Genomic DNA, 24,186 nt, shown 5'->3' with positions numbered 1-24,186 from the left:
TTTAACTCCTTCTACTTAAACAACGCATTTTTGGCCTTAAATTACATATTAAAAAATGATTTCTTAAACCATCCCTTTAACATCACCAACTTCTCATCATTTGGTCTTACTAATTGAATCTGTTCTAAGGCATAAACAGGAGATATTCCTCCGTAATACACATAATAATCATCTTCTTTTACTTCTTCCCTATATAACACAGTCGGATCAGGAAGATAAACGAGAGCAGGCACTCTATTTATCCCAAAAAGCTTATATAATTTAGGATTTATATCTAACGGTATCTGATTGCATTCATTGTTTGCACTCAACAAATTTCCCTTTTTACAAAATATATCCGACATCCATTTTATTGTAGGCATAATTTTTGTGGCGTTCCCAACCGGGCCACGCAAAACAAACGCCACATAAGGATTGCCATCAAACAATGTAACATATTCTTTCAATCTCTCTTCAGGAATAGATGAACTTACAAAAAACAATAGATGCTTTTTATCATAAGCATGACTTGACTTATTATTCTTTATAAATTCCATTACAGTGTCTGGATCAAACCCGGAAAACCTTTTATCGGCAGCGATCCTTTCTCTAATATCGGACCAAATATCCCGCGTATATTTTTCAATCATTTCCTGTTGCCGTTCATTCTCCCGATATTTTTTATATGCCCTTTGCGCCTCCACATCTTTTGTTTCCTTCGGAACAGTGGCATTCAACGTCTTTTTGTACCGTTCTTCTTTATCCTTCTGCCGCATCTTTGGAGTTCTAGCCAAATTCCCTTTCAACCGCTTTAAAACACCGGCTATTTCCTGCTGCCTTCTTTCCAAAACTTTATTTGCAAGCACCCTCCTATCCTTATCACTCCTGACCGTTGCGTTACCAGCAAATACAATCCCTGCCATAAACACCATACATAAAATCAAAACCGCTATCTTTCTCATCCCAATCCTCCAGCGTTGAGACCCCCGCCTTCAGGCGTGGGGAAGAAACGCTGTTAGCTATAACAATATCCATCCATACGCTGTAAAAGCCGACAGTATTTCCAGGATATACTCTGTACTGTTTCTTTAGCAGTCTTGATATTAAAACTGCCACTTGCCCTTACAGCAACCCTGCCAATATAAGTCCCTATCTTTTTGCCTTTGGTTACAACGGCCTTGACTATATCTCCTGTCTGAAAACCTTTTACCACTTTATCCTTTTTGGCTGATGTCCTGGGAAATCCGTACCTGTCCATCCTGCACATCTGACGACTTCCCCAACCCATCGCCTTAGCCTGTAAAGGCTTCAGATTCTCAGGGATATATACCTTTTGGCCGCTTTCGCCTACACATACTGCATCTATCCAATGCTCTTTGGGATAACCCTGTTTAGTTCTATTATATTTTGTCCTGCCACCGCTGCCACATTCTATCTCAAGTCCAAGCTCTTTTAGTCTATCGAACAATCTCCATCGGACACTATTTACCGTAGCAGCGTCTTTTAGAGGTTTCTTCGCCTGTTTCTGTATCTCAGGATAGCCAAACTCAGCGGCAGTCTTGTTGCCTTTGGCTAGATTACATTTCTCACATGCCAGAGTCAGATTTGACACTCTATTACTTCCTCCTCTGCTTTTTGGCACTATATGCTCAATCTGGAGCGGTACGTCAGTCTTGCCACAGTAAACACACTTCCTTCCCCATTTCTCTAACAGATACTCCCGAACCTCATAGCCGAACAACTCTCCCTGCTGATACTCAACTCCACTTATTTCTGGATTTTGCATTTTTTGAGTATCAAACTTATACAACCCCAGGGATAAAGCGTTTACAGGACACCACCTGGATAACCTTTTTACCCAAGTAATAATATTCGCAACTCTGCTTTCCAGGGACGGCGGAAGCCAACCCTCTGGACGCCTGCGGTTCAAGAACCTGGGCTTCCGATAACGGGTTTTACGACTTCGCCTGCTTCTCCTAACAGCACGCCTCTTTTCCAATGCGCGTTTTATCTGTTCGCCTCGATGTTCTATCTCGCCCGCCCAGACGACTTTAGGGCCTCTTCTGCACTCAGCTATCAGGGCTATTCCAGACTTTTTACTGCCAGGAGCAACCTTCAGCCTCACATCCTGCACCTCACCACCTTCACGATATTTGAGAATAATTGTGAAAGGAAAACGCCTGAACACCGCTGCCTTGCCATCTCGCAAAAGCTGTCTTGCCCTTGCAGGATGACACGGCATTAAAGGTTTCTTGTTTTTGTCTAACACCAACACTCTTTGCATAGAGTTACCTCTGATTTCTCGGCTTTCGCCGGTAAAGTTTGCCTCGCCAATGTTATGGGACGGTTTAATGTGGACGGCACTGACTTAACCCCGCTACGTCTGTTTAACCGTCCACCGCAGAGGTCAGAGCTGGCAACGCACCCTGACGTGCCTATATATTCGCCCCTAACGTAGTCCAAGACTCAGGCTGGTCAGCTTCGGGGCTTACAAGCCCCCCGCCTTTAGGCGTGGGGTCGCTGACAAGCCTCCGGCTTCAGCCATGGGGTCGCTGACAAAACCCTCCTTCAAACTCCTTTCCAATCAAACAACGCAAATTCAGAAAAAACAAAAAAGCCCCGCCAAATGGCAGGGCTTTTAAAATTAAAATGAGTTGAATATATTTCTAATATTTACTTAAGATATCAATAACTTCCATTTCCTGATATTTTTCAGCATAATCCAAAGCTGTATAGCCTTTTTCGTTTTGTATCTTAGGATCAGCACCCTTTCTTATTAAAAATTTTACGATACCTGCATGTCCATTAGTTGCTGCAACAATTAAAGGAGTATTGCCGTTACTAAATCTTATATTTGGATCAATTTTTTTCTCATTTATTGCCCACCAAACTATTTTCATCTTACCTCTCATACAAGCATTACGCAAAACAGCTTTCAAACTGTCCTCGGAAAGTTTATTTTTGCTTAACCGTAAAAAATCAAAAAATTTATCCTCAGGGCCATTTGAGAGAAGTTCTGCAGGGTAATTTGGTCTGTCTCCATATCCTTTAAATGATAAATTTATATCTGCTCCGTTTTTTAATAAAAGTCTTATAGCCTCATCACATCCACTTAAAATCGCATAACCTAAAGGAGTGCGACCATCTTTATAAACATAATTTATATTTGCACCACGTTTTAACGCCCTTTCTACAACCCACATTTTACATCGAGTCGTTCCTGTAGCAAGTTCAGTTTCTGGAGAACCATGTAAATCAAAACCACCTTTTTTGCCTGCACATGCAGTTAACAACAACATAAAAGTCAGTAAAACAAAACATAACCACAATCTAGCTTTTAGAAACATTTTATTTCCTCCTTTTTATATATATTTTTTAAAAAAATATTATCAACAGCTTGTTTGCTTTTATATAAACAACCTTATCTTTCTCTTTATCCCAATTCAAAATAAATTACTCGACCGCTTTTCCCTCCATCAATTTCAACCATCCCTTAACCACTCTGTATATAAACCAGATCCCAGCACCTATCCCTATGAACCAACCTATACCAAAGAAGAAAGTTACAAAAGCAAGAATCGTTAATCCCAAAGTCCACCAAAAGGTCTTAATCAACCATTGCAAATGGGAATAATAAATGGTCCCTTCCGCATCTTTTCGCTTGATATAAGCAACAATGACACCGATAAGCCCGGTAATGCCCACCAACACAGATGCTGCGTACAAAACATACACAGCCCATGTTATTTTCTTTAATTGCTCAACCTTGACTTCTACTCTTTCCATAAATACTTCCCCCTTAATAGTTTTTCACTCCATTTTTTTTATTAGAAAAAATTGGCCTCTCTTAACATCATAATTGCAGCGGTTGCCGCATATTCTTCCATTTTACCTTCGGCATAAACAAGATCTTTTTCTTTTACCCATTCCTTTTCTGCTAAACGTCTTATACTCTTTGGGCGTTCAACCCAGAAATTTAAATTTTCCAACCTTTTTTCTGCTGGCATCATTTTATAAAGATATACTCTAATTCTACGTTCATTATAACTCTTTCTTACAGGCTTAATTTCAAAAGCCACTATATAGTCGGCCCTAAGCAAAGCATCTCCCCACCAACAGTCAGGATGGGTAAAAAAAGATTTTACCGCTTTTTTAAAGCCAGACTTTCTATTGGCCCAATATGCTTCTTTAAATATTTTGGAAAACTCCTGTTGTGTTTTCTTACGATGATAGTGCAATACATTCCAGCCTTTCTTTTTTAAATAATCCTCTATCTTAAAAACAACATTGTTATTGCCGAATCCTACCCCTCTCCAAACAAAAATAGTTTTATAACCGGGATCAATGTCAACAGGAGTAAGCTTTTGCAAATGAGGGCCACATCCAAAAAGGGAAACCCCTAAAATCAAAAGCAAAATAATATATCTTATATTTTTTGCCATAATTTTATTTCTCTCCTTTTTTAAAGAATGCTGGACAAAATTCTTGTTATTTCTTTGACCATTATATCCTTACAGTCTTCCCATTCTAGGCCAACCTTTTTGGCCCTGGTAAGAGCCTGAAACCTGTATTTTAACCAGTTGCTCTCACTCTCTTGAGTAGAAGCCTCAACCGTATTCCCTTGTTCTTGCTTAGATACGATTTCTGATATTACTGGGCTTTTGGTTCTTTCTTTTACTTGAATATCTGTCACAATAGTCAGATAACCAAGCTTAACCCATGAATTAACAGTCAAATTTGCCGCTCCTGTAAGAATACCACCAACCAATGCGCCGGCAGCAGCACTTCTTAAATCGCTCCCGCTAACAAGCCCTGCGGTAGCCCCTATTCCTGCACCAGTCATTCCAGCTTGAGAACTACTGCTACCTTTTAACTCTCTTGCCGAAATATCTTCTTTTTTAATATTTACAATTTTTGCCTGTAAGATCCAATCAGCTTCATCTTTATTGTTTACAATTTGAAACCCTCTTTTTTTATATTTTTGAGCAACAAATTTTTTAATCTGACCCAATTCTTGAAATTCGCTAAAATTTTGAACGGTAACAAGAAGCTTTTTGTGTGCATCATCAATATCAAAAAAAGGAACATCATTTAGGTTTGAAACAACCTGCACCTCTGAATTCTCCATTGCCACTTCAAGACCTGCACAGGCATAAAGATTAAGAAAACATACCATCAAAAAAAACAAATACATTTTACGCATTTCATTCCTCCTTTATTTTATCAAAGAACTTTTCTCAACAGTAGCTTTACCTGAGCCTATTATATAGCATATTTAGATTTTTTTTTCAAGCATTTTTAAAAATTATGCTGTGCATTAAACTCAAAACCACGTTTTAGGTATTAAGAATTTTGACAATAGTTATGTTAAAAATGATATTTTGAAAAATTAAAAAGACAAAATTATCAATTTCTTTATCCTAACATTATCAATATGCCACGATATGTTTTTTTTATACTCGCCACCGCTTGACGAATCACTTCACGAGACAAACCAACCTGCCTTCCCGCTTCGGCACAAGAAAAAAGTTTCTTAAAATTTGCGTTGTTATTTTACAAACATTTGCCAAATGTTTGCTAAGTAAAAGGAGGATTTATGCCAAAACAACTAATTATAGCTGAAAAACCTAGTGTGGCCATGGATATAGCCCGTGTTCTTGGAGTTAAAGAGAAAAAGGACGGTTATGTTGAAAATGACAAATACATCATTTCCTGGTGCGTGGGCCATCTGGTAAACATCGCAGAACCGAAAGAGCAAAATCCAGAATGGGATAAATGGAACCTTGGCGCCCTGCCCATGATCCCCGATGGAAAATTCAAACTTACAGTCCTGCCCAATACAAAAAAACAATTTCAAATTCTAAAAAAACTCATGAATTCCGGGGATGTCACAGAAGTTGTATGCGCCACTGATGCAGGAAGAGAAGGTGAACTTATTTTCCGCCGTGTCTATGCTCTGGCCGGCTGTAAAAAGCCAGTTAAAAGACTCTGGATTTCAAGCATGACAGATGAGGCAATTCGTGATGGATTCCGCAATCTGAAGCCAGGAGAGGATTATCTGTCCCTGGCATACGCCTCTTACGCCCGCGCCGAAGCAGATTGGCTTGTAGGCATGAATTTCAGCAGGCTTCTAAGCATCAAATGTGCTGACAAACTTTCCATTGGCCGTGTGCAGACTCCTGTCCTGGCCATGCTGGTGCAGCGCAGACTGGAAATAGAAAATTTCAAGCCCAAACCCTACTGGAACATCGAGGCCAGGACGCAAGGGATTAAAGCTACATGGTTTGAGCCGCCTGAATACAAAACTCCTGTCATATCAAGCCAGGACAAAGCTAGAACTATTACCCAAAAGTGCCAGGGACAAAAGGCCAGGGTGATAAAAGTTGTACAGAGAAAGGGAAACTCCGCTCCGCCTCTGCTGTTTGATCTCACAACCCTGCAACGTGAGGCAAACAGTAAATTCAACATGAGCGCAAAACAGACACTTGGCATAGTTCAAAATCTCTATGAAAAACATAAAATCGTTACCTATCCAAGAACTGACAGCAGGTATATCTCACAGGACATTTTTAAAGAGCTGACCAAACATATTGCGGGGATCCAGGAACTTTACAGCGACCTGATTAGTGAAATGAAGGAAAATATTAACAGAGGCAGCAAATTTAAGGTGGTTAATGACAAAAAAGTCAGCGATCACCATGCCATTATACCCACATCAAAAAAACCGGACATGAATGCCCTGTCTGATACGGAAAAGAAAATTTACGACATGGTTTGCAGACGGTTCATAGCTGCTTTCCTTCCACCTGCAACTTTTCTCTCGACCAATCTTGAACTTGACATTGCAGGGGAACGCTTCAGGGCCACAGGCAAGGTATTTCAGGACCTGGGATGGCTAAAGGCCGAACCATGGCGAGCAAGCTCGGACAATCCCCTGCCCCCGCTAAAGGAAGGGCAACTGGTTGATATCGAGGAAATCAGAGACATCAAAAAAATGACCAGACCTCCAGCGCAATATAACGACTCGAGCCTTCTGCGGGCCATGGAAACAGCGGGCAAGAGTGTCGAAAACGAGGAAATGGCCGAAGCAATGAAAGAACGTGGGCTGGGGACACCAGCAACCAGGGCAGCTATTATAGAACGACTCTTTGACATGGGATACGCGCAGCGCAAAGGCAAGAGCATTATTGCAACAGACAAAGGCGTTCAGGCTATCAAAATCGTTACATCTTTGTCCCGGGGACTATGTTCTCCTGAAATGACCGGCGAATGGGAATACAAGCTCAAGCTCATTGAGCAGGGTAAATACAACTACAAACAGTTCATGGAAGACATCAAAAAATTCCTGACCGAAGAGGTGGCTAAAATTATGGGAGCGGAAATCAAATACCAGAAACAGGAAGCCAAAAGCCTGGGCAAATGCCCTGCATGTGGCGGGGATATTGTAGAAGGCAAAAAAGGTTATGGATGTACCAAATGGCGTGAAGGCTGCAAATTCGTAATCTGGAAAACTATGGCCGGGAAGAAAATTACTGAAAGCGTTGTTAAATTACTGCTACGGGATAAAAAGTCCAAGGTGATAAATGGATTCAAAACAAAACAAGGTAAATCCTTCTCCGCCGCCCTGGAATTGAAGGAGAATGATGGAGACTGGAAAGTCGAATTCAGCCTACCAGAACAATCTGACAAAAAAGAAATTATCGGCAAATGTCCGCTTTGTGGAGGCGATGTAATAGAAGGTCAAAAAGGATACGGCTGCAGCAAATGGAAAGAGGGCTGCAAGTTTGTGATCTGGAAGAAAATCGCTGGCTCCAAAATCTCTGACAGGACCGCAAAAGAATTGCTGACAAACGGCCAGACTTCCAAAAAACTAAAATTCACCAGCAAAGCAGGCAAAAAGTTTGAGGCCGGGCTAAAACTCGATAAAGGGGATGTAAAATTCGACTTCGATTAGACAAAGGAGATGCTTATGCAACTATATAAGCCAATTTCTTCATTCAAAAACACAGACAAACTTGCAGAAATGAATGAAAAACTTGAACGACTGGAAATTGAAAAAGAGTTGCTTCAGTACCAAATCAAAATGCTGAAGCATGAAAATACTGTTCTCAAAAATTATCTTGATAAAATACTTGAGAATATAAGTGAAATTCAGGAAATGCTGCCGCAAAAAATTAAAATTTAGGGGGGAATGATGTTTATACTTGGAATGGATATAGGATATTCCAATCTCAAAATCGCTTTTGGTGACAGTGACCGGGAAATCCCGGAAACAAAAGTCCTGCCTGTAGGTGCAGGTCCTAAAGAATGCCTGGGTATAGATTTTCTTCGCAAAAAAAACGAAGGAATACAGGTACAGGTTGACGGCCAGGCTTTTGTCGCGGGAGTTGAGCCATCCAGACTGGAAGGATGGAACCGGGAACTCCATGAGGATTATCCTGCTACTGCAAGCTATAAGGCACTCTTTTACGCTTCCCTGCTTTTATCGGGCCAGGACAAAATAGATTGCCTGGTTACAGGACTGCCGGTATCCCAATACCTGGATGATAAAATGAGAGACAGGCTCAAATCCACCATGGCAGGAGTTCATCAGGTAACGAAGGCCAGGGAAATTGAGGTAGGAGAAGTTCTGGTAATTGGCCAGCCTATTGGAGCCTTTGTTAATGCGATGATGGAAAACGGAGAAGAAAGCAACCTGGTCGATGCCAGGGCATTAGTCTTTGATGCAGGTTTTTTCTCTGTGGACTGGGTACTGATTGATGAGCAGGAGATCCTTGAGCAATCATCAGGGACATCAACATATGCCACGTCTGTAATCCTGGACGAAGCCAGCGCATTGATAGCAGATGATTTTGGCGGAAGCCCAAGCAGAGAAAAGATAGAAAAGGCCATAAGAAATGGCAAATGGGCTGTGACGGTCTTTGGCAAAGAGGTAAACCTCATTAACTACCTGGAAAAGGCAGCCAAAAAGGTGGCAGGACCTGTAATGGCAAACTTACGGGAAAGTTTAAGAAACCAAAAGGATGCTGTAGATTTCATAATCCTGGCCGGCGGAGGATCGTTTTTGTATGAACAGGCACTAAAGGAAGTATTTCCAATGGCAAGAATGATTTCATCTCGAAATTCTGTCCTGGCCAATGCCTGCGGATACTGGCATTTTGGTGGATTGGAATGAAGAAATTAACGCCACTGAAAGCAATTCGCAGGCAATGCCTGTCCTGCATGGGCGGCAGTTTTAAGCTGGTCGCTGATTGTCCTGGCCTGGAGTGTTCGCTTTATCCCTACCGGTTTGGGCGTCTTGATGGTGCGGATGGCCGAACGCTCAGGGCAATAAGGGAATATTGCCTTGAGTGTGCCGGTTCTGCTTATGAGGTGAAGACCTGCCAGGGGGACAAGGCGGCGGATGGTCCGTGTCCGCTGTATGGTTTCAGGTTGGGGAAAAATCCGAACATCTCTGAGGAGACCAGAAAAAAAAGACGGGAAATTGCTCTTAGGCATGGGTTTGGGAATGACGACAAACACAAGTTGCACGAGCGAGTTTTTGAAAAAAGACGCCCAAAACTACCTCTTTATGATACTCAGGTTGGGCAAAACGATTTTCGAGCAAAATAGAAGAAAAACTTGCGTGTGTAGTTGGCATTTTGAGGGCCTTCTGTTTTTTTGGGAGGCTATCTTTTTATACTCTTCTTCAACTTTGCCAATCCGCTTATTTTACTTCCCGTCTTTGAGTTAGCTTTCTGAGCATCACATTGCCCTGAGACTTTACCGTTTATCAAGGCCAGGCCAAGAAAAGCCAGGTTGCGAAGCCTGTCTGCACGATGGCGTGGCGGAATGGCTTCAAGTTCCAGGTAAAGTTCCGGCATTGTTTCTTTGGAGATCGTAACCACTATGCGCATTATATCAATCTCTTTTTTTGTTTTCCTGTCCAGCGGCCTGTTTTCTCTAGTGAACTACTCCCGCCAATCTAATGGATATGGCGAGAGCTTCCGGTAGGTTGCCCACCCGGAAGACCCATGAGGGCTTCCTGCTTCAGCGTGTGATGACTAGGACCTATGTCCCCCGCCAGAGCACACTCCACAGGCGTAACTTCGGGACGCTCCGACCCTAGTGCCGATTGAAGGATGGCAAGTCCTCTTTCATAAAAATACCCCCATTCATCTCCACCCAAATCATAGATTATGGATGGAGAATTCTTGGGAAACTGGTTAGAAAATTTTTTATCTTTTCCAGTCGCTGCTCCAGCCGAAATGCCACTTTCACCATCCTGCCCAATTTGTGTGGAGGGTATTTCTCAATATCAAGGTATAGAGGTTTGTATATGTTCTCATCTATTTTGTACTCTGCTTTTATGCGTTTATAATACCCCTCAAGCGTTTCGGCACAGAAAACATTCTCTCCTTTTGCATATATGACATCATCCACTGAAAGTTCCAGTTCCCCCATTGGATGAGTGTTCACCACTATCCATTCACCATACTCCATATCTTCTATCAAATTCCCTACAAGCAAAATATTTTTTGTATCAATTGCAGAACGAATAGAAACTGGCAGATAATGATCTACATACGACCATCCATTTGAAAACGAAAAACTTATAAAAATATTCGTATAAATAACAAATCTTTTTATCTTTTTATTTTTTGCTTTTTGATAAGAATGATAAAGCCTTACAATATCCTCTTTATTTCTTAAACCTCTATACAATCTTATTTGTCCATTATTAATATTATATCGTTCACATGTTGCTTGGTCTTTTAACCATTCCTGAGTGACTTTATACAACCTGTCCAGTTCTTCAAGACTCTTCTTTATAGTCCCCTCAGAAACATTACGAAAAAAAATAGGCAACTTTTTTTAACGAACAACTTATTGATGGCGAACACGCCATTCTTACATCAGCAAAACATGGATAACGATCAATGTTTAAAAGCCTGGATATAAGAAAGGTGAGATACACGCCACCAAGACCTGTATGGTCTTTTGTCCAGTTGCCATCGTTGAGCAACTTGATCAATTCGTTTTCCTCTTCTGCTTTTCCTGTTAAAGCAGCCCGGAGAAAATTGTCCTGTATCCTGATTTTTTGCATGATTTTTCCACCTCAGAAAGATATGTGAAAAAAATCAGATAAAGTGAACTTGCAATCATACCACCTGAAAGGATCAGTATCTATCGAAATTTCTGTAATGCCCCTTCTGAATGTTTTCCCTTCTGCGGTAACAATTGTATATGTCAGATCGTCATTAACAGAAAGTATCTTCCCTAACTCTAAATGGTTTCCTTCCACTGAACCAAATTTAACGGGATAATAAAACCATACATGAGTACCATCAACGCAGAGTTTTCGTTTACAGAAATCTTTAATGGGATGCCCTGTAACATCATAAAAACAATCTCTTAAAAAAAATCCTGCCACTATGTATAAACCAATTATAATTTTAAAAGGCGTACTGGTAAAGAAAAATTCCCTTACAGGTGCAAAACAAAGAGAAAGGTAAAAAGGCCATAACCTGAACAAAGTAATCGCAAGTGCAGGAAGCCATGTCGGTATAACCTTATATCCCCACAACCAGATATACGGCCAGTAACGTCCGTGTTCAACCTGCCAGATGTGTTTATATCGTTTTCTCTTCTCTGCCTTTTCAGAATTAAATAATATAGTCATTTCGACCTCCTTCAAATACACACTCACTATTTTTAGCAACAAACTTTGGCACTTTCCCTAAAAGTCGCTGCCAATCTTCAATCGTTACATGATGCAATCCCTGATCACCTATTATTCTCCATCCCATTGCCTCCAATTGCTCTTTTGTGGCAAAAGGAATGCCATGCAAATCACTCTGTCTGCATCTGGCACAGCGAAACACACTTGTTTTTACATTGACGACATCCAGGCGTTCATCGTATTTTTCTTTTTGTACATGCCACAAACCATCAACACAACGGTCAGGGCAAAATCCATAGCTTTCCTTTTCAATGCTTTTAGGGGCAACTTGCGTGGGATGCTCTTCCTGCCAACACTGCCAGTACTTTAGAATGCAGCGAGGGAGGTTCGTCGGAAAAAATTTCTCATTTTTCTTGATTTGTTTTTCAATCCAGCCTAAAGGTTCACCGCCCGGAACATGTTGCACCACTTCATACCAGGCGAGAACCTGCTCCGTGGACGTTTCTTTCTTGCCAAAAAAGAGCCTTAAAGACTTAACCAGATTTGCAAATTCGCTTTCTTGCATAAACACCTCTCTTTGACTCTGGAAGGGGCCTGGAGACTCAGCGAAACAACCTTGCCCTCCCTTTCTTCTACGGCAAGAAGGATCTAGGCCCTTTCCGGGTTGTTTTGGGCCGCATTTTTCTGAGCGGCCCGCCTTGCCTGCATAATTCTCACGAACTCATCTTCCGGCGCAATTTCCTCTTTAACAACGCCTTTATCTTCCCACCTGCCTTCTTTAAGCCACTTGGCCGGCTCAGGGATAAACCCTTGCCGCCACTGCTCAGACTGTTGTTGCTGCTCAATTGCCTGGAGCAGCTGATCCAGCGGGGGCAGAATTCCGGAGGATTCCAATTTTTGCCACACATTCCAGGCAGCTAAAGGAGCAGCCACACGTGGATAGTGGCTTAAAAAAGTCTTGAATTCTTCTGAAAATTGCGTTGTTGTTAATGAGGGCTTAGAAGAAACGGATTTATTGCCACCCTTATCCTGTACCCGCGCCAGCCAGGTAACAATATGTCTCCTGATGCCGGTGCGGGTTTTTCTTTTTTTCGGATTGGCTAAGTTCCACTGGCGGATGCTGTGAAGAGCCTGAAGCACATCAACAGCCGGATAAGCCTCACTCCATTCATCAATGTCTGTTTGATAAATGGGGTATTCTTCTGATGAGCCGTCTTTCTTTTTGTGAATTAAAGGGATAGTCAGAAGAGGTTGTTTATCTTTTTCTGGACAAGAACAATTCACGAGCTCGGAGATAGAACTTGTTTCTAGCTCCGAGCATTTTTTTTGTTCAGATTTTTTTAGCTCCGAGCTATTCTTCGTATTATTATCTATATTATTATTTATATTTAGATCTTTATTTATAGATTCAGATATAGATTCAGTTATAGTTACAGTTACAGGTTTGCCATACCATTTGCCTAACCGTTCATCTAACCATTCAAGTAACGGTTTGTATAACGGTTTGTTTAACCGTTTCAGTAACTGTTTAAACTCTTGAAATATTTTTGAAAAAGGAAGTTCTTCCAGCTTTTTGATGGCAGCTTTTACCTGGTTTGGGTTAGCGAGCGGATTGTGTTCCAGATAGTTTTTTATAAGTAATACTCCGGTGGTTTGATCATAGCTTACGAGACCCTTATCTGAACCATTCGACAAGGGTATATTTAATAGTTCCTTAAACGGTTTGTGAAACTGTTCAGGTAACCATTTCAAATCCTCGCAAACATACCCAGGCTTTAAAACAAACAACCCTAGCAGATTCCCGTGCGGACAGGTTAGAATATACAACCAGAGATATTTAGCCTCATCGCTTAACTGGTTAAAAGTTGGGCTATTCCAAATTCTTTTTTGAATTTTTGAATATTCGCCCATTTATTTCCTCCTTCTTTGTTTTCTAAACTTTTAAAAACAGTCCGCTAAATAGTTTGACAAATTGTTTAAGGAACGGTTTACCTAATTGTTTAGGTAAGCGTTTTAACAACGGTTTTATAAACAATTTTTAAACTGTTTAGGTAACCGTTTCATAAACGGTTAAATAAACCGTTTAGTAAACCGTTAAAAAAGGCTTTTGATAAGGCTTACTGAAAGCCCTCTAGCCCTTCGCCAAAGCCTTTATATTTTTTACCTGTCTTGCTCTTGACTTATTAGCGGTTACCCAAATAGCCTTAATTGAAGATTGGTACTAATGGTGCCATCTTGTGATCTCTCTAATAGCCCCAGTTTATGATTTTCCCACTCGTTCTCGTCTTTCGAAATTGAGATGATATGTCGCAAAAACGACAAGCATTTGACACGGTCGTGTTATCTCTTTAAAGATTTTCCACCATAAACGTAGGGCCAAAATTTAAGGAATGTGGACAAACGAATCCCTTTACCATTTAAGACTTTGGAGACGATAGACTGGGAGATACCTGTAATTTCTTCGAACTCTTTCTGGGTTAAGCCTTCTCGCTCCAAAAGCGTTTTAAGGTCCCGGGATAAATCTATGTTTGGAAGCTGTTTTTTTATGTTCATGTAATTATTTTATTCTGATTGGAATAAAATTTCAAGAAAAAAAATTCTTAACAGAATACAGCAATATTATCAAAGACTAAACAAGAGTAAGCTTATGGGAACATATGAAGATATCTTATCTGGAATAAAAAGAATTTGCGAAACCCAATTTAACGGGAACCAGAAACGAATGGCAGAAACATTGGGGATTCAACAACCTCAGTTAAATAAATTTCTTAACAGAAAGAGTAATCTGAGGATAAACTCCCTCGCGGAAATATTAGACAAAATTGGAGCCAAAATCGTCTTCCCTGATGAGACCCCTGATATTTCCCGTGAAGTCCACTTTGTGAAGCCAAGAATAGTTAATGCCGAAGAAATTGGTTGGCCGGTAGATGAAGATTATTTAGCTGTTCCCCTAGCCTCGATGCCTGTAGCTGCTGGCCCGGGCATAATTCCAGAGGAAAAGATACAAAGTTGGGTATTAGTGTGGCGCAGTCACGAATCCGTGCGCCATAGATCAAATCTTGTAGCAGTAGAAATAGGCAGGGACCAAAGGAGCATGGAGCCCACCTTGCATCCAGGCGATATAGTCTTGATTGATCGTAATGATTTTATTCCCAAATCTCCTCCTGGAAATATTTATTTGGTTCGCTTCCCAGGTGGCGACGGAGAAGCGGGGCTGTCAATAAAAAGAGTTCAATTATACTCAAAAAACAAGCAAGATTTAATTTCTTTTTATTCTGATAATCCTCAATACCCACCAGATATTTACGATTTAAATGTGGAATATGACGGGGATATAAAACGGGCTATCGTTGGCCGTGTTGTCTGGGCCTGGAGCGATATGAGTAAAAAATGAGGCTTGTAAAAAATTCTCGCCTGTTTTGACAGCTTACAAAGAGATCGTTCCTTATCAAATTCAATTGCTAACGGCGGAAATATTTGAAATCAATCCAGAATGGCCAAAAGAAAAAACTATGGAACTACTAAAAATTACAGGAGCATCGCTTTTGTATAGCGCAGCCAGGAAGTTTCTTTTAGTCATAACTTCAAACTCACCATGGAAGCCGGTTATGTTGCCTACCATTTCGTTTGCTCAAACTAAAAACAGGTCATCTCATCCCCAAAAATAACTAGCAAACACACAGCCAAACCCCACTCACTCTTTGTTAGCCCGCACCCCGCGGGCTTTTTTGTTTTTTTCCATCCCTCTTAAAAGGCTAGCTCATAACGGTTACTCCCTACCTTACTTCCTCATAATTTTTTCCTACCTTATCATTTTTTAAGAATTATTCTAATTTGATTTTTTTATTGACTAATTATTCTAATTAGAATATTATCTTTATCAACACAACGGCACACTGCCCTCTGCCTTGATTGGCACTGGCTCAAGGCTGTTGTGGGTAATCGAGAAGCTTAATCCAGCGAAGTAATCTTTGGCCATAAACCTTCTCTCGAAGTCTGAGGAGATAGAGCCAGGCGGCGCAGTCACTAAGTGAACCCTTTCCCCATCTGCGCCACATAAGGGTGAGCTTAGTGAGTCCTGGTTACTACCGGTGGGCGAGAAGCACCTTAACCCGCCATCCCCTCAGGCTTCGAGGGAAAGTCTGCCTGCCAAAAACAGTTCGGACTCAGGGGCCACCAAGGAGGTTAAAAAAATGTCTTTGCCAGCAGAAAAGTCTTTTTTTGATGTAAAAGACGTGAAACACCAGGTGAATTTAATTCAACAAATTCTAAGTGATGTAATGAAGCCTGATGAACACTACGGCATAATACCTGGGACTAAAAAACCTTCTCTCTATAAAGCAGGAGCAGAAAAACTTCTTTTCACATTTCGTCTCGCCTCAAAATACCACATCTTAAAATCTGTCCATGATAAAAATTTTATAAGCTATACAATTGAATGTACTTTAACTCATATACCAACTGGCAACTTTGTGGCTTCTGGTATTGGTTCATGTAATAGCCGTGAAAGTAAATATCGTTATCGTTTTGTTCCAAGCCAAAAACAACCATCAAAAGAGGAAGCGGAAGAATTAAAAAGTAAAGGACTTGGTCGTTGGAGTAAAACAAAAAATGGCTGGGTGTGGTTGGAACGAATCGAAAATGATAACCCATGGGATTTAGACAATACTTTGCTAAAAATGGCCTGTAAGCGTGCGCTCATTGCTGCTACTCTTAATGCTACTGCTTCCAGTGATATATTTGTGCAGGATTATGAAGATATGCAGGATAAACATGACAATACTGAATCTGAGAAGATTGTTGACATAGACGAGTTAAATAAAGAATTAGATAATATTACAGATATTGATACATTAAAATTTCATTGGGAAAAGCATGAAGTTGAGTATAAAAAATGTAAAAATTATAGAGAAATATGTGACACATATAAAAAATATAAGCAATTATTGAGTAAGGAGGCAGATAATGTTTGTTAAAGTTATAAAGGATGACATTGTACAAGGATTACAAAAAGCTGCTCTTATAGTTAATAATAAAAGTGGTGCTGAGTTTTTACGCACAATTTGGCTAAAAACAGAAAATAACAATCTGTCCGTAATAGCAACTGATACCATGCGAGAGTTTATCGGCAGTTATCCTGCTAACATAAACGAAGAAGGTCTTGCTGGTGTAGCTGGTAAAACATTGGCTGACCTTGTGAAAAAACTGGAACCAGGCGAAATTTACTTCCGCTTAAAAGAAAATCACCTGATTATTGGTCAAGGTAAAAGAAGGTATCGTTTACCTGTATGTGATCTCTCCTGGTTTCAGGATTTTGAACAATATCCTGAAGAACAAAATGTTCAATGGTCAGGGGACGCATTGAAGGAAGTTATAGAAAAAGTGTTGTTTTGCATTAATCCCGAAGAAGTTAGTGAGGCAATGAACTGTGTATGTTTCAAGCCTGTCCAGGATAAAATTGAAGTATGTGGTTTAAATGGATCTCAAATGGCGTTGTTAAAGATAGAAAACGATAGTTTGTACAATATCCTCCCTTCGGACGGTATTTTAATAGCCAGAAAGTTTTTGGCTGAATTTAAGAAGATTTTGCCAAACGATGAGGTGGAAATCTCTTTGTCAAAAAAAAGAATCTTCATAAAAACTGCAGGAGAGACAATATCTTTTCCTTTAACCTCTTATGTATTTCCTAACTATCATAATCTTCTTGAGAAGTACCCTGTTTCTGTCGCAAACTTGAAGATTAACAGACTGGAATTGATTGATGCTTTAGAAAGGCTTGGCATTTTTAATATTGATATGATTTCTACTTTTTTTGAATTTAAAAAGGACAAAGTAATATTGACTGTCCAGGGAGATGAATCTGGAGAGGCACTTGAAGAATTAGAATGTGATTTTGATGGTGAACTTGATATAATCGCATTATCTACTTTTGATTTAATAGAAATATTGAAACATTTTCAGTCTGACATTGTGCAATTTCACTTTGCTGGAATAAATGAACCATGTTTTATTACTGGTGAACAAGACACAGGTTATAGCGTTCTGGTCATGCCTATAGAAATCGGTGATGTATATGAAGAAGAATAGATATGTCCAGGAGGCTATATATGCCAAGAATTGTTAAGTTAGTTTGTAAAAAATGTGGTGCTGAATACAATATTTCCAAATGGGCGGTAGGGAAAGATAATGGTTTATGTTGTAATTGTGCGAATGAAGAAATTGGATTGTCGCCTGCGAAGAAAAGTAAAGTTCAAAATGCAATGAGGGAAAAAACAAAAATAGAGATTGTAGTCGATCCTTTTTTGAGCCTTGAAACATATATTCCGGATGTAGAATCTACTTCTGTGCAGTTTAATCCGTTTCCACTGTAAAGAAAAGAAGTGAAATAAATATGGGAAATCACATGCGAAAACTAATGAGGCGGCCAATTTTGCGGTATCACGGAGGAAAGTGGATGTTAGCACCCTGGATTATCTCTCATTTTCCGCGGCATACGGTTTATGTTGAACCTTTTTGTGGTGCTGCCAATGTCCTTCTCCGTAAACGTCCTTCCAGGGTGGAGGTACTGAATGATCTATATGGACGTGTTGTTTCCTGTTTCCGCGTTTTGCGGGACCCAGAGCAAGCAAAACGATTGCAAGAACTTTTAAGATTAACTCCATGTTCGGAAGAAGAATATCTTTCATGCAGGGAAGCGTCTAACGATCCAGTTGAGGATGCCAGGCGACTTATTGTTCTTGGTCATCAGGGCCATGGCAGCACTGGCGCATCTGGAGGGAAGCTAACTGGATGGCGACGCGGGGTGCGGCCACATGGACCAACAAGCGCAAGGGAATGGGGGTCTTTATGGGAGCACGTTTTGGAGTGGGCCGATAGGCTGCGTGGCGTATATTTAGAAAATGATGACGCTATAAAGGTGATTGAGCGATGGGACGGGCCAGAAACTTTATTTTATGTTGATCCGCCTTATATGCAATCTACCAGGACCTCTGGACCTAATGGTTATGCTTACGAAATGACAGATGAGCAGCATTTGAAATTGATTGATTGCTTACGGCAAGTCTCTGGCGCAGTTGTTTTGTCCGGGTACAGAAACTCATTGTACGATGACAACCTGTGCGATTGGCACACGGTGTCCAGAAATGTTGTCGTGGATAGGGGAGCACAAAGGACAGAGGTCCTATGGTTAAACGCTAAGGCGGTGGCTAAAAGATATTTGCCGCTTTTTAAATGTGAGAGAAATTTCAAATAGTCAGGAGGGTTAAATGCCAAGTTTAAACAAAGTGCAAGATGATTCAGAACAAACAAAATGGAGGGAATTATGAAAATAGTAATTTCGATAATGGGTTTGGTCTTACTGGCAAGCAGTATTGCTTTTGCAAAACTCGATGAGAAGGCACTCAAGCAAAGTGTAGCTGACAGGGTACAGGCTACACTAAAGGGCCGTGTCCCTGGAGCGGAAAACTTTGGCCCGGATAAGGTGAAAATTGAAAAGAAGAAAAAGGTTAAGGTTGGTAAATATGAGTTGTATGCAGTCAAGTTGCAGCTCGTGCCTTTCAAGAAAGGCCAAAAGCCAGGCGAAATGGCTCTTCTGGTGGACAGTTCCGGCAAGATAGCTTTTCCAGATGTTCAGGATATTTCAAAGGGGCAAAGTCTGGTTGAGGATGCCATGGACGAAGTTAACAGAATAAAACTCGATAAGAATTTTGGGGAAGTGTTTTACAAGGGCAAGGGAAAGCATGAGGTTGTATTTATCAGTGATCCGTTCTGTCCTTATTGCAGACGGGCATTTAATTATCTTGCAGGCAAAAAAGATGAAATGAAGGAATGGAAAATTGTACACATGCCTCTTTCTTTTCACCGAGGGGCCAATGTAGCTTCATGGGTGATGGAGTATGCGCATGACAAGAATATTAAATTCCAGGAAATAGTTAGGTTTGCCTATGGAGAACTTTCCATGCCAAAGGAAAAGGATTTGCAAAAGGCGGAAAAGGCTGTGTTGAAGAAGTTTATGAATAAGTTTTCTGAACTTGGATTCAAGGATTTGGACAAGGCGTATGAAATGTTGAAAGAGAAATATAATGGTAAAATTAAAAATAATATTAAACAAGCTAATAAATTGGGTGTTAGAGGGACTCCCGGGATTTTTATTGATGGTATAAAAGTTAGGGGATTTAATAAGCCCAAAATTGAGAAGCTTTTTGCCAAAAAATAAAAAAGGGAGACTACATCTGACCGGCCTTCGGGCCGGGACTGGTGGAGGCTCAAAACAGATGTGGGAGGTGTTCTGATGGATATATATGAATGGATGTTAAAGAAGAAAATCACATCTAAAATAATAGCAGAGGAAACGGGTGTGTCCCAACGCGGAGTCCGCGGATACATCAATGCTTCATGGAATTCGTTAAAAATAGAAGCTTGGCTATTAAAAAACGGTTGTCCGCAGGAAGTTATAGATAAGTTAAAAGCAAAGCGCGAAGAAAAGAAGAAGTTTTTGCATTATTATACAAAACGTAGAACAGCGGATATTCTCTGCCCCTTTGAGACAGACGAAATAAAGACAAACATTCCAGGTGTATATGCAAACTCAACCAGTTTCTGTCCCCTCAGATAATAAAGGTTTTTCCCATGAAAACAAATTATGACATTTTTAATTTTCTCGCCCAAAAAGCTTTGTCCGGGAAATATGAGGATGTAACCGGCGTTGTTGATATGTTAACAGAGATTACAGTTTCAGATTTGTTTAATTATGGGTACTATCCTGATAGTGATATAACAAAAGCCATTTACTATTTAATTTACAGGTGGCTATCAAAACAAATTTGGGGAAAATGCTTTGACCCAGGCAAAAGACCATTGTTGCCAGTTTTAGTAACTTCGATAGATAAAGAGTATTTAGCATCAAAAATGGCACTACGAGTCCATTATACTGTCATGGAGCTAATTCGCAAGGATAGAGATAGTAAAAAACCAGTTATTTCCAAAGCAAAAGAGTCTATGGGGAAACAAAAAGCTATTTCTTCTGATGTTGTTGGTGATCGAAATGTCTTTACAGTTGATGTCAATGACGCTGAAAAAAAAGCCCTTATTAACGAAATTTGTGAAATGTATAATGTTAAAGATGTCGAAGAATTAATTAACGAAGCAAAGGCAAATGATTTTTTAGAAGAAGTAAATGATTATATTAAATATGTTTATGAGCAAACTTTATGGGAAAGTTGCCTGGAACATAAAAAAAATGCTGTGATTAGAAAAAGTTTCAGCCAAAAAACTGCTGTTGCTGGATGATGAAGGCGATTTACAAAGCAAAACGCTTGGGCAAACGCAGAGTTTTGTACATTACATCACCTGCGGGGATGCGAATGGCCAAAATAATTCCTAGAGCAGATATGGTTGCTAGGCTTTTGCTCGATGCAATGGTAAAAGGTAAAATTTCATATTTTAAATACCAAGAAGATAAAGATCTATTGATAGATTATTTAATGTCTCTTGAAGATTGGTTACAAAGTTCGCTTGAAACGTCTGTAAAGAAGGTAAAAAAAAGTTTAAGAAAAAAGCATATTGAGTATTATTTAAAAAATGTAATTATAAATAGGAAAGAATTATATCTAAACACACAATTTGCTGATAATTTTTTTTATTTTGCGAAAAAAGTTGATGAATATTTTAAGTATTTGCTTATTGGATCACGGTATAACCTTGTTTCTTTTAATATCTTAGAAAAGGCAGGAAAAGAATTAAATGTCATTTTAACCGATTTTGAACAAGATATAACAAAAATCGGGGTTGCCTTGTGGCAGGGTTAAAGAGTTTACAGTATATAGAATGGCCAATCTGGGATATTAAACAAAAACCCGCGAACAAAGAATTTTTGCATGTAAAACAAGATAAGCTTAATGAAGTAATGAGGGTGTTGGCCCCATATTTTTATGATTTGTCTTTGTTGGATGGATTTAAAAACAAACAAGAGTTGCTAAAAATTATAAAACATATTGTTAAGCATCTAATAGCGTACATCTGGGATATTCCTGCAAGTCAGGTTTATCATCACTCAGACAGGTTCGGGCTGTTAAAACACTCCCTGGAAGTGGCCTATCTGGATGCTCAAAAAGCTGGTCGCGAGTTGGCTGTAGGTGAAGGTGGAGTCCCTTCTGCAGAAAAGACAAAAAAAGAGCGAACATGGCGTGTTTTGGCTGCATGGTTAATAGGGTTATGCCATGATCTGGGCAAAATTTTTGACATTGATTTGTTTCATGAAGCCGAAGATCGCTATGTTTATTATCATCCCTTGCGGGGAGGTGTGCTGGATTTCAGGCTAAAATATCCCCAAAGAGTAGATATTATCTGGCGTCCCGGACGAGGACTAAGACATGTCAAGCGTAACATGATGGTTTTCTTCACCATTGTGCCTTTTGATTTGTTAAAGCAAATCCCTCAACATTTATTAATTCGTATTTTAGATGGGTTATATTCTTACAAAGATGAGGGGGATGCAGAAAGCGTCAAGGCTGCGACTGAAGAACAAAACAGAGAAATTATTATACAGGTTTTGAGAAAATTAAAAGAAACTAATTATAAATCTGAAAAAGGTGTATATGCTTTTGCTCTTGACACAAATGTTTATGCGGTCGTTACGCCTGTATTCTTTCAAACTGTAGCTGAAGCAACAAAAGGAATAATCGAAACTCCCTTTGGACAGCGGACAGTTGAAAATATTTTTCAACAATATGGTTGGGTTTATTGCCATGAGGACCAATTTTATAAAAAATTTAAGGCTATACGAGGGGATAGAGAATTGAATTTAAGTTTTGCTTTGGTTAAATCTGAACCTTTTGTATCCGCTAACGCAGAGGCAACAATAAAATTGAAATTCGCTGTTAGTGAATATGATAAAGTGGCTGAATTATTGGGATCACAGCCACCTTTGACCTGGTTTGCTGGTAGTGAAGAAGAGCTTGAACTCCTTGCTCTAAAAGGGGAAAAACAGCAAGGCCAAGAGGCAGAACAGGACGAACATAAAGCTTTGGAAGATTCTCTTCAGGAGGGAGGCAGAACTGAAAATTCTGAACAACAAGCTACTGAGGAAAGGTCTCAAATACTAGAACATGCGTCACAGGATAAAGTAAAAGAGCAGGATCAGCAGGCTGATTTTATTGAACAGGGACTAGAGAAATTGGTAGGCAAGATATTGGACGGTACATATCATCTGGGCCCTATGACTTCTAAAAAACATATTGGTTTGATTGGTGCTGATGGGTTGTTATGGTTATTATATCCACGAGTAATTGATGAAAATTTTGACGTTGACATGAACGACAATGAAGCAAGAAAACAAGTTTTATATGAACTAACTAATCGCGGCTATCTTGAACAATTTCAAAAGGGGCAATCCAAGTTTTGGTTTCAAAACACCTCGGCCATGTATGTACAGGATGGTCAGCCTAAAAAAACCAAACTGTTTCCATGGATTAGAATAAAGCCAGCTAAATTGATAGAACTTAATTCAAGTCTAGAGCCCTATCTGTCTTAAGTTGTCTTCTGAAAGTACTCATCTCTAAAGACGGAAATTTCCTGGGTAATTTTTTGGAAAAAATCAAGGTAAATACTCATGTTACAAAGACTAGAAAAGTGTCTCACTGTTATTGAAAAGGTCATTTTTTCAAATAGTTCAAATGGTTTTTGTATATTCTCCGGTCGTCCTGTTAAGGAAAAGAATACATTTATAGCCAAAGGTTATTTGGGTGATATAAGCGAGGGTGATGAGTTATTGCTTTGGGGTGATTGGGTAAAGCATCCCAAATATGGGATGCAGGTAAATATCACCCGATTTGAGTATCCTAAAACAGAGACAAAAGACATTTTGGCTTTCCTGCAAAGCGGATTTGTTAAGGGCGTAGGTCCCTCTCTGGCAAAAAGAATAGTTAAGAAGTTTGGAGAAGATACGGTTCATGTTTTTGATAATGAACCAAAGAGGCTTCTGGAAGTATCGGGTATAGGCCCGAAAACCTGGCCCAAAATAGTTGAGTCATGGCAGAGAGAAAAGGGAAAGCGAGAAGCTATAATTCAGTTCCAGGAGTGGGGAATTGGGCCTGCCTCTATCCAAAAAATTCTCAAGAAGATTGAAAATCCCATTGAAGCAATAGAAAAAGTACAGAGCAATCCCTATTGGCTGGCCTGGGAAATTAAAGGGATAGGTTTTCTGATTGCTGATAAGATTGCTCAAAACATTGGTTTCGCCCTTGATGATCCTTTCAGAATACAGGCAGCAATTTATTATTGTCTGGACGATGCCTCAGCTAAGGAGGGGCATTGTTATTTGCCCGAAGAAGAATTGATTAAAAAGGCCAAAGAAATTTTATTTCCTGAACAAATTACAGGACAAAGAGAGATCGAATTAATCCAACAAGGGATAAAGGATTTATGCAAGGCTAGAAGGCTTATTATGGACGAGGATAGGGTTTATACCGCCCTACTCTACAATACCGAGCAAAGACTGGCTTCCAATATTCAAGGCCTTTTAGGTGGAGTTAAGGATATCCCTTTTG

The 24,186-nt window shown here is 39.9% G+C and carries 28 protein-coding genes; 15 read left to right on the top strand and 13 right to left on the bottom strand.

What is annotated here, in order from left to right:
- Positions 1 to 41: 41 nt before the first annotated feature.
- The 6 genes from AC3WVG_RS01515 to traT all read right to left on the bottom strand — a co-directional run bounded on the left by AC3WVG_RS01515 (position 42) and on the right by traT (position 5,182).
- A complete protein-coding gene (locus AC3WVG_RS01515; protein ID WP_488796412.1) occupies positions 42 to 941 on the bottom strand; it encodes a TrbC family F-type conjugative pilus assembly protein in 900 nt (299 codons plus the stop codon).
- A 53-nt stretch (positions 942 to 994) separates the two neighbouring features.
- Complete coding sequence (gene iscB, locus AC3WVG_RS01510; protein ID WP_488796411.1) at positions 995 to 2,263, bottom strand: RNA-guided endonuclease IscB; 1,269 nt, start codon at positions 2,261 to 2,263, stop codon at positions 995 to 997.
- Positions 2,264 to 2,645: 382 nt separating this feature from the next.
- Complete coding sequence (locus AC3WVG_RS01505) at positions 2,646 to 3,326, bottom strand: ankyrin repeat domain-containing protein (RefSeq protein WP_488796410.1); 681 nt, start codon at positions 3,324 to 3,326, stop codon at positions 2,646 to 2,648.
- A gap of 106 nt (positions 3,327 to 3,432) precedes the next feature.
- Positions 3,433 to 3,765, bottom strand: a complete 333-nt coding sequence (locus AC3WVG_RS01500; protein WP_488796409.1) for a DUF4870 family protein — start codon at positions 3,763 to 3,765, stop codon at positions 3,433 to 3,435.
- Between the two features lie 41 nt (positions 3,766 to 3,806).
- Positions 3,807 to 4,421: a hypothetical protein gene (locus tag AC3WVG_RS01495; protein WP_488796408.1), complete on the bottom strand. Its 615-nt coding sequence runs from the start codon at positions 4,419 to 4,421 to the stop codon at positions 3,807 to 3,809.
- A 20-nt stretch (positions 4,422 to 4,441) separates the two neighbouring features.
- Positions 4,442 to 5,182: a complement resistance protein TraT gene (gene traT / locus AC3WVG_RS01490; protein WP_488796407.1), complete on the bottom strand. Its 741-nt coding sequence runs from the start codon at positions 5,180 to 5,182 to the stop codon at positions 4,442 to 4,444.
- 393 nt (positions 5,183 to 5,575) lie between these two features.
- Between traT and AC3WVG_RS01485 the strand changes: the two genes are divergently transcribed.
- Genes AC3WVG_RS01485 through AC3WVG_RS01470 form a run of 4 tightly spaced genes read left to right on the top strand, consistent with a single transcriptional unit; the run spans position 5,576 to position 9,591 of the window.
- The gene (locus tag AC3WVG_RS01485) at positions 5,576 to 7,933 is read left to right on the top strand and encodes a type IA DNA topoisomerase (protein ID WP_488796406.1); all 2,358 of its coding nucleotides are present in this window, start codon (positions 5,576 to 5,578) and stop codon (positions 7,931 to 7,933) included.
- Between the two features lie 15 nt (positions 7,934 to 7,948).
- Complete coding sequence (locus AC3WVG_RS01480; protein WP_488796405.1) at positions 7,949 to 8,164, top strand: hypothetical protein; 216 nt, start codon at positions 7,949 to 7,951, stop codon at positions 8,162 to 8,164.
- A gap of 6 nt (positions 8,165 to 8,170) precedes the next feature.
- Positions 8,171 to 9,154 (top strand): ParM/StbA family protein, encoded by a 984-nt coding sequence (locus AC3WVG_RS01475; RefSeq protein ID WP_488796404.1) that lies wholly within the window; start codon positions 8,171 to 8,173, stop codon positions 9,152 to 9,154.
- On the top strand, positions 9,151 to 9,591 hold the full coding sequence (locus AC3WVG_RS01470) for a hypothetical protein (RefSeq protein ID WP_488796403.1): 441 nt from the start codon (positions 9,151 to 9,153) through the stop codon (positions 9,589 to 9,591). Before AC3WVG_RS01475 ends, AC3WVG_RS01470 begins: the two co-directional genes overlap by 4 nt.
- A 56-nt stretch (positions 9,592 to 9,647) precedes the next feature.
- On the opposite strand, the gene AC3WVG_RS01465 is transcribed toward AC3WVG_RS01470, so the two are convergent.
- From AC3WVG_RS01465 to AC3WVG_RS01435, 7 genes are all read right to left on the bottom strand, one after another.
- A complete protein-coding gene (locus AC3WVG_RS01465) occupies positions 9,648 to 9,875 on the bottom strand; it encodes a hypothetical protein (protein WP_488796402.1) in 228 nt (75 codons plus the stop codon).
- Between the two features lie 280 nt (positions 9,876 to 10,155).
- Positions 10,156 to 10,761 (bottom strand): hypothetical protein, encoded by a 606-nt coding sequence (locus AC3WVG_RS01460; RefSeq protein WP_488796401.1) that lies wholly within the window; start codon positions 10,759 to 10,761, stop codon positions 10,156 to 10,158.
- 46 nt (positions 10,762 to 10,807) lie between these two features.
- Complete coding sequence (locus AC3WVG_RS01455) at positions 10,808 to 11,065, bottom strand: hypothetical protein (protein ID WP_488796400.1); 258 nt, start codon at positions 11,063 to 11,065, stop codon at positions 10,808 to 10,810.
- Positions 11,066 to 11,077: 12 nt separating this feature from the next.
- Positions 11,078 to 11,641, bottom strand: coding sequence for a hypothetical protein (locus AC3WVG_RS01450; protein ID WP_488796399.1), 564 nt, complete (start codon positions 11,639 to 11,641; stop codon positions 11,078 to 11,080).
- The gene (locus AC3WVG_RS01445; RefSeq protein ID WP_488796398.1) at positions 11,625 to 12,206 is read right to left on the bottom strand and encodes a hypothetical protein; all 582 of its coding nucleotides are present in this window, start codon (positions 12,204 to 12,206) and stop codon (positions 11,625 to 11,627) included. The genes AC3WVG_RS01450 and AC3WVG_RS01445 overlap by 17 nt, the downstream gene beginning before the upstream one ends.
- 83 nt (positions 12,207 to 12,289) lie before the next feature.
- Entirely contained in the window at positions 12,290 to 13,552 is a 1,263-nt protein-coding gene (locus AC3WVG_RS01440) for a hypothetical protein (protein WP_488796397.1), read from the bottom strand.
- A gap of 429 nt (positions 13,553 to 13,981) precedes the next feature.
- Positions 13,982 to 14,194: a helix-turn-helix domain-containing protein gene (locus AC3WVG_RS01435; RefSeq protein WP_488796396.1), complete on the bottom strand. Its 213-nt coding sequence runs from the start codon at positions 14,192 to 14,194 to the stop codon at positions 13,982 to 13,984.
- Positions 14,195 to 14,363: 169 nt separating this feature from the next.
- On the opposite strand from AC3WVG_RS01435, the gene AC3WVG_RS01430 reads away from it, so the two are divergent.
- From AC3WVG_RS01430 to AC3WVG_RS01380, 11 genes are all read left to right on the top strand, one after another.
- Positions 14,364 to 15,035, top strand: coding sequence for a LexA family transcriptional regulator (locus AC3WVG_RS01430; protein WP_488796395.1), 672 nt, complete (start codon positions 14,364 to 14,366; stop codon positions 15,033 to 15,035).
- 799 nt (positions 15,036 to 15,834) lie between these two features.
- Positions 15,835 to 16,617: a hypothetical protein gene (locus AC3WVG_RS01425; RefSeq protein WP_488796394.1), complete on the top strand. Its 783-nt coding sequence runs from the start codon at positions 15,835 to 15,837 to the stop codon at positions 16,615 to 16,617.
- Positions 16,607 to 17,728: a DNA polymerase III subunit beta gene (dnaN, locus tag AC3WVG_RS01420; RefSeq protein ID WP_488796393.1), complete on the top strand. Its 1,122-nt coding sequence runs from the start codon at positions 16,607 to 16,609 to the stop codon at positions 17,726 to 17,728. The genes AC3WVG_RS01425 and dnaN overlap by 11 nt, the downstream gene beginning before the upstream one ends.
- A 20-nt stretch (positions 17,729 to 17,748) precedes the next feature.
- Complete coding sequence (locus AC3WVG_RS01415) at positions 17,749 to 18,012, top strand: hypothetical protein (RefSeq protein ID WP_488796392.1); 264 nt, start codon at positions 17,749 to 17,751, stop codon at positions 18,010 to 18,012.
- A gap of 20 nt (positions 18,013 to 18,032) precedes the next feature.
- Positions 18,033 to 18,893, top strand: coding sequence for a DNA adenine methylase (locus tag AC3WVG_RS01410; RefSeq protein WP_488796391.1), 861 nt, complete (start codon positions 18,033 to 18,035; stop codon positions 18,891 to 18,893).
- Positions 18,894 to 18,962: 69 nt separating this feature from the next.
- On the top strand, positions 18,963 to 19,856 hold the full coding sequence (locus AC3WVG_RS01405) for a DsbA family protein (protein WP_488796390.1): 894 nt from the start codon (positions 18,963 to 18,965) through the stop codon (positions 19,854 to 19,856).
- Between the two features lie 75 nt (positions 19,857 to 19,931).
- Positions 19,932 to 20,255, top strand: a complete 324-nt coding sequence (locus AC3WVG_RS01400; protein ID WP_488796389.1) for a hypothetical protein — start codon at positions 19,932 to 19,934, stop codon at positions 20,253 to 20,255.
- A gap of 14 nt (positions 20,256 to 20,269) precedes the next feature.
- Entirely contained in the window at positions 20,270 to 20,929 is a 660-nt protein-coding gene (locus AC3WVG_RS01395; protein ID WP_488796388.1) for a hypothetical protein, read from the top strand.
- A 74-nt stretch (positions 20,930 to 21,003) separates the two neighbouring features.
- Entirely contained in the window at positions 21,004 to 21,447 is a 444-nt protein-coding gene (locus AC3WVG_RS01390; protein WP_488796387.1) for a hypothetical protein, read from the top strand.
- The gene (locus AC3WVG_RS01385; RefSeq protein ID WP_488796386.1) at positions 21,435 to 23,171 is read left to right on the top strand and encodes a TraI domain-containing protein; all 1,737 of its coding nucleotides are present in this window, start codon (positions 21,435 to 21,437) and stop codon (positions 23,169 to 23,171) included. Before AC3WVG_RS01390 ends, AC3WVG_RS01385 begins: the two co-directional genes overlap by 13 nt.
- Positions 23,172 to 23,249: 78 nt before the next feature.
- Positions 23,250 to 24,186, top strand: a 937-nt coding sequence (locus tag AC3WVG_RS01380; RefSeq protein WP_488796385.1) for a helix-hairpin-helix domain-containing protein, incomplete at its 3' end; no start/stop codon positions are given.

It is taken from the genome of Desulfovulcanus sp. (assembly GCF_982781345.1).
Note: the sequence above shows the minus strand (reverse complement) of the source record. Positions and strands in the feature narration are given on the sequence as shown.

Bases quoted from the DNA above. Each gene is read 5' to 3' on its own strand.
- AC3WVG_RS01515 (WP_488796412.1), bottom strand. From the start codon at position 941: ATGAGAAAGATAGCGGTTTTGATTTTATGTATGGTGTTTATGGCAGGG.
- iscB (WP_488796411.1), bottom strand. From the start codon at position 2,263: ATGCAAAGAGTGTTGGTGTTAGACAAAAACAAGAAACCTTTAATGCCG.
- AC3WVG_RS01505 (WP_488796410.1), bottom strand. From the start codon at position 3,326: ATGTTTCTAAAAGCTAGATTGTGGTTATGTTTTGTTTTACTGACTTTT.
- AC3WVG_RS01500 (WP_488796409.1), bottom strand. From the start codon at position 3,765: ATGGAAAGAGTAGAAGTCAAGGTTGAGCAATTAAAGAAAATAACATGG.
- AC3WVG_RS01495 (WP_488796408.1), bottom strand. From the start codon at position 4,421: ATGGCAAAAAATATAAGATATATTATTTTGCTTTTGATTTTAGGGGTT.
- traT (WP_488796407.1), bottom strand. From the start codon at position 5,182: ATGCGTAAAATGTATTTGTTTTTTTTGATGGTATGTTTTCTTAATCTT.
- AC3WVG_RS01485 (WP_488796406.1), top strand. From the start codon at position 5,576: ATGCCAAAACAACTAATTATAGCTGAAAAACCTAGTGTGGCCATGGAT.
- AC3WVG_RS01480 (WP_488796405.1), top strand. From the start codon at position 7,949: ATGCAACTATATAAGCCAATTTCTTCATTCAAAAACACAGACAAACTT.
- AC3WVG_RS01475 (WP_488796404.1), top strand. From the start codon at position 8,171: ATGATGTTTATACTTGGAATGGATATAGGATATTCCAATCTCAAAATC.
- AC3WVG_RS01470 (WP_488796403.1), top strand. From the start codon at position 9,151: ATGAAGAAATTAACGCCACTGAAAGCAATTCGCAGGCAATGCCTGTCC.
- AC3WVG_RS01465 (WP_488796402.1), bottom strand. From the start codon at position 9,875: ATGCGCATAGTGGTTACGATCTCCAAAGAAACAATGCCGGAACTTTAC.
- AC3WVG_RS01455 (WP_488796400.1), bottom strand. From the start codon at position 11,065: ATGCAAAAAATCAGGATACAGGACAATTTTCTCCGGGCTGCTTTAACA.
- AC3WVG_RS01450 (WP_488796399.1), bottom strand. From the start codon at position 11,641: ATGACTATATTATTTAATTCTGAAAAGGCAGAGAAGAGAAAACGATAT.
- AC3WVG_RS01445 (WP_488796398.1), bottom strand. From the start codon at position 12,206: ATGCAAGAAAGCGAATTTGCAAATCTGGTTAAGTCTTTAAGGCTCTTT.
- AC3WVG_RS01440 (WP_488796397.1), bottom strand. From the start codon at position 13,552: ATGGGCGAATATTCAAAAATTCAAAAAAGAATTTGGAATAGCCCAACT.
- AC3WVG_RS01435 (WP_488796396.1), bottom strand. From the start codon at position 14,194: ATGAACATAAAAAAACAGCTTCCAAACATAGATTTATCCCGGGACCTT.
- AC3WVG_RS01430 (WP_488796395.1), top strand. From the start codon at position 14,364: ATGGCAGAAACATTGGGGATTCAACAACCTCAGTTAAATAAATTTCTT.
- AC3WVG_RS01425 (WP_488796394.1), top strand. From the start codon at position 15,835: ATGTCTTTGCCAGCAGAAAAGTCTTTTTTTGATGTAAAAGACGTGAAA.
- dnaN (WP_488796393.1), top strand. From the start codon at position 16,607: ATGTTTGTTAAAGTTATAAAGGATGACATTGTACAAGGATTACAAAAA.
- AC3WVG_RS01415 (WP_488796392.1), top strand. From the start codon at position 17,749: ATGCCAAGAATTGTTAAGTTAGTTTGTAAAAAATGTGGTGCTGAATAC.
- AC3WVG_RS01410 (WP_488796391.1), top strand. From the start codon at position 18,033: ATGGGAAATCACATGCGAAAACTAATGAGGCGGCCAATTTTGCGGTAT.
- AC3WVG_RS01405 (WP_488796390.1), top strand. From the start codon at position 18,963: ATGAAAATAGTAATTTCGATAATGGGTTTGGTCTTACTGGCAAGCAGT.
- AC3WVG_RS01400 (WP_488796389.1), top strand. From the start codon at position 19,932: ATGGATATATATGAATGGATGTTAAAGAAGAAAATCACATCTAAAATA.
- AC3WVG_RS01395 (WP_488796388.1), top strand. From the start codon at position 20,270: ATGAAAACAAATTATGACATTTTTAATTTTCTCGCCCAAAAAGCTTTG.
- AC3WVG_RS01390 (WP_488796387.1), top strand. From the start codon at position 21,004: ATGGCCAAAATAATTCCTAGAGCAGATATGGTTGCTAGGCTTTTGCTC.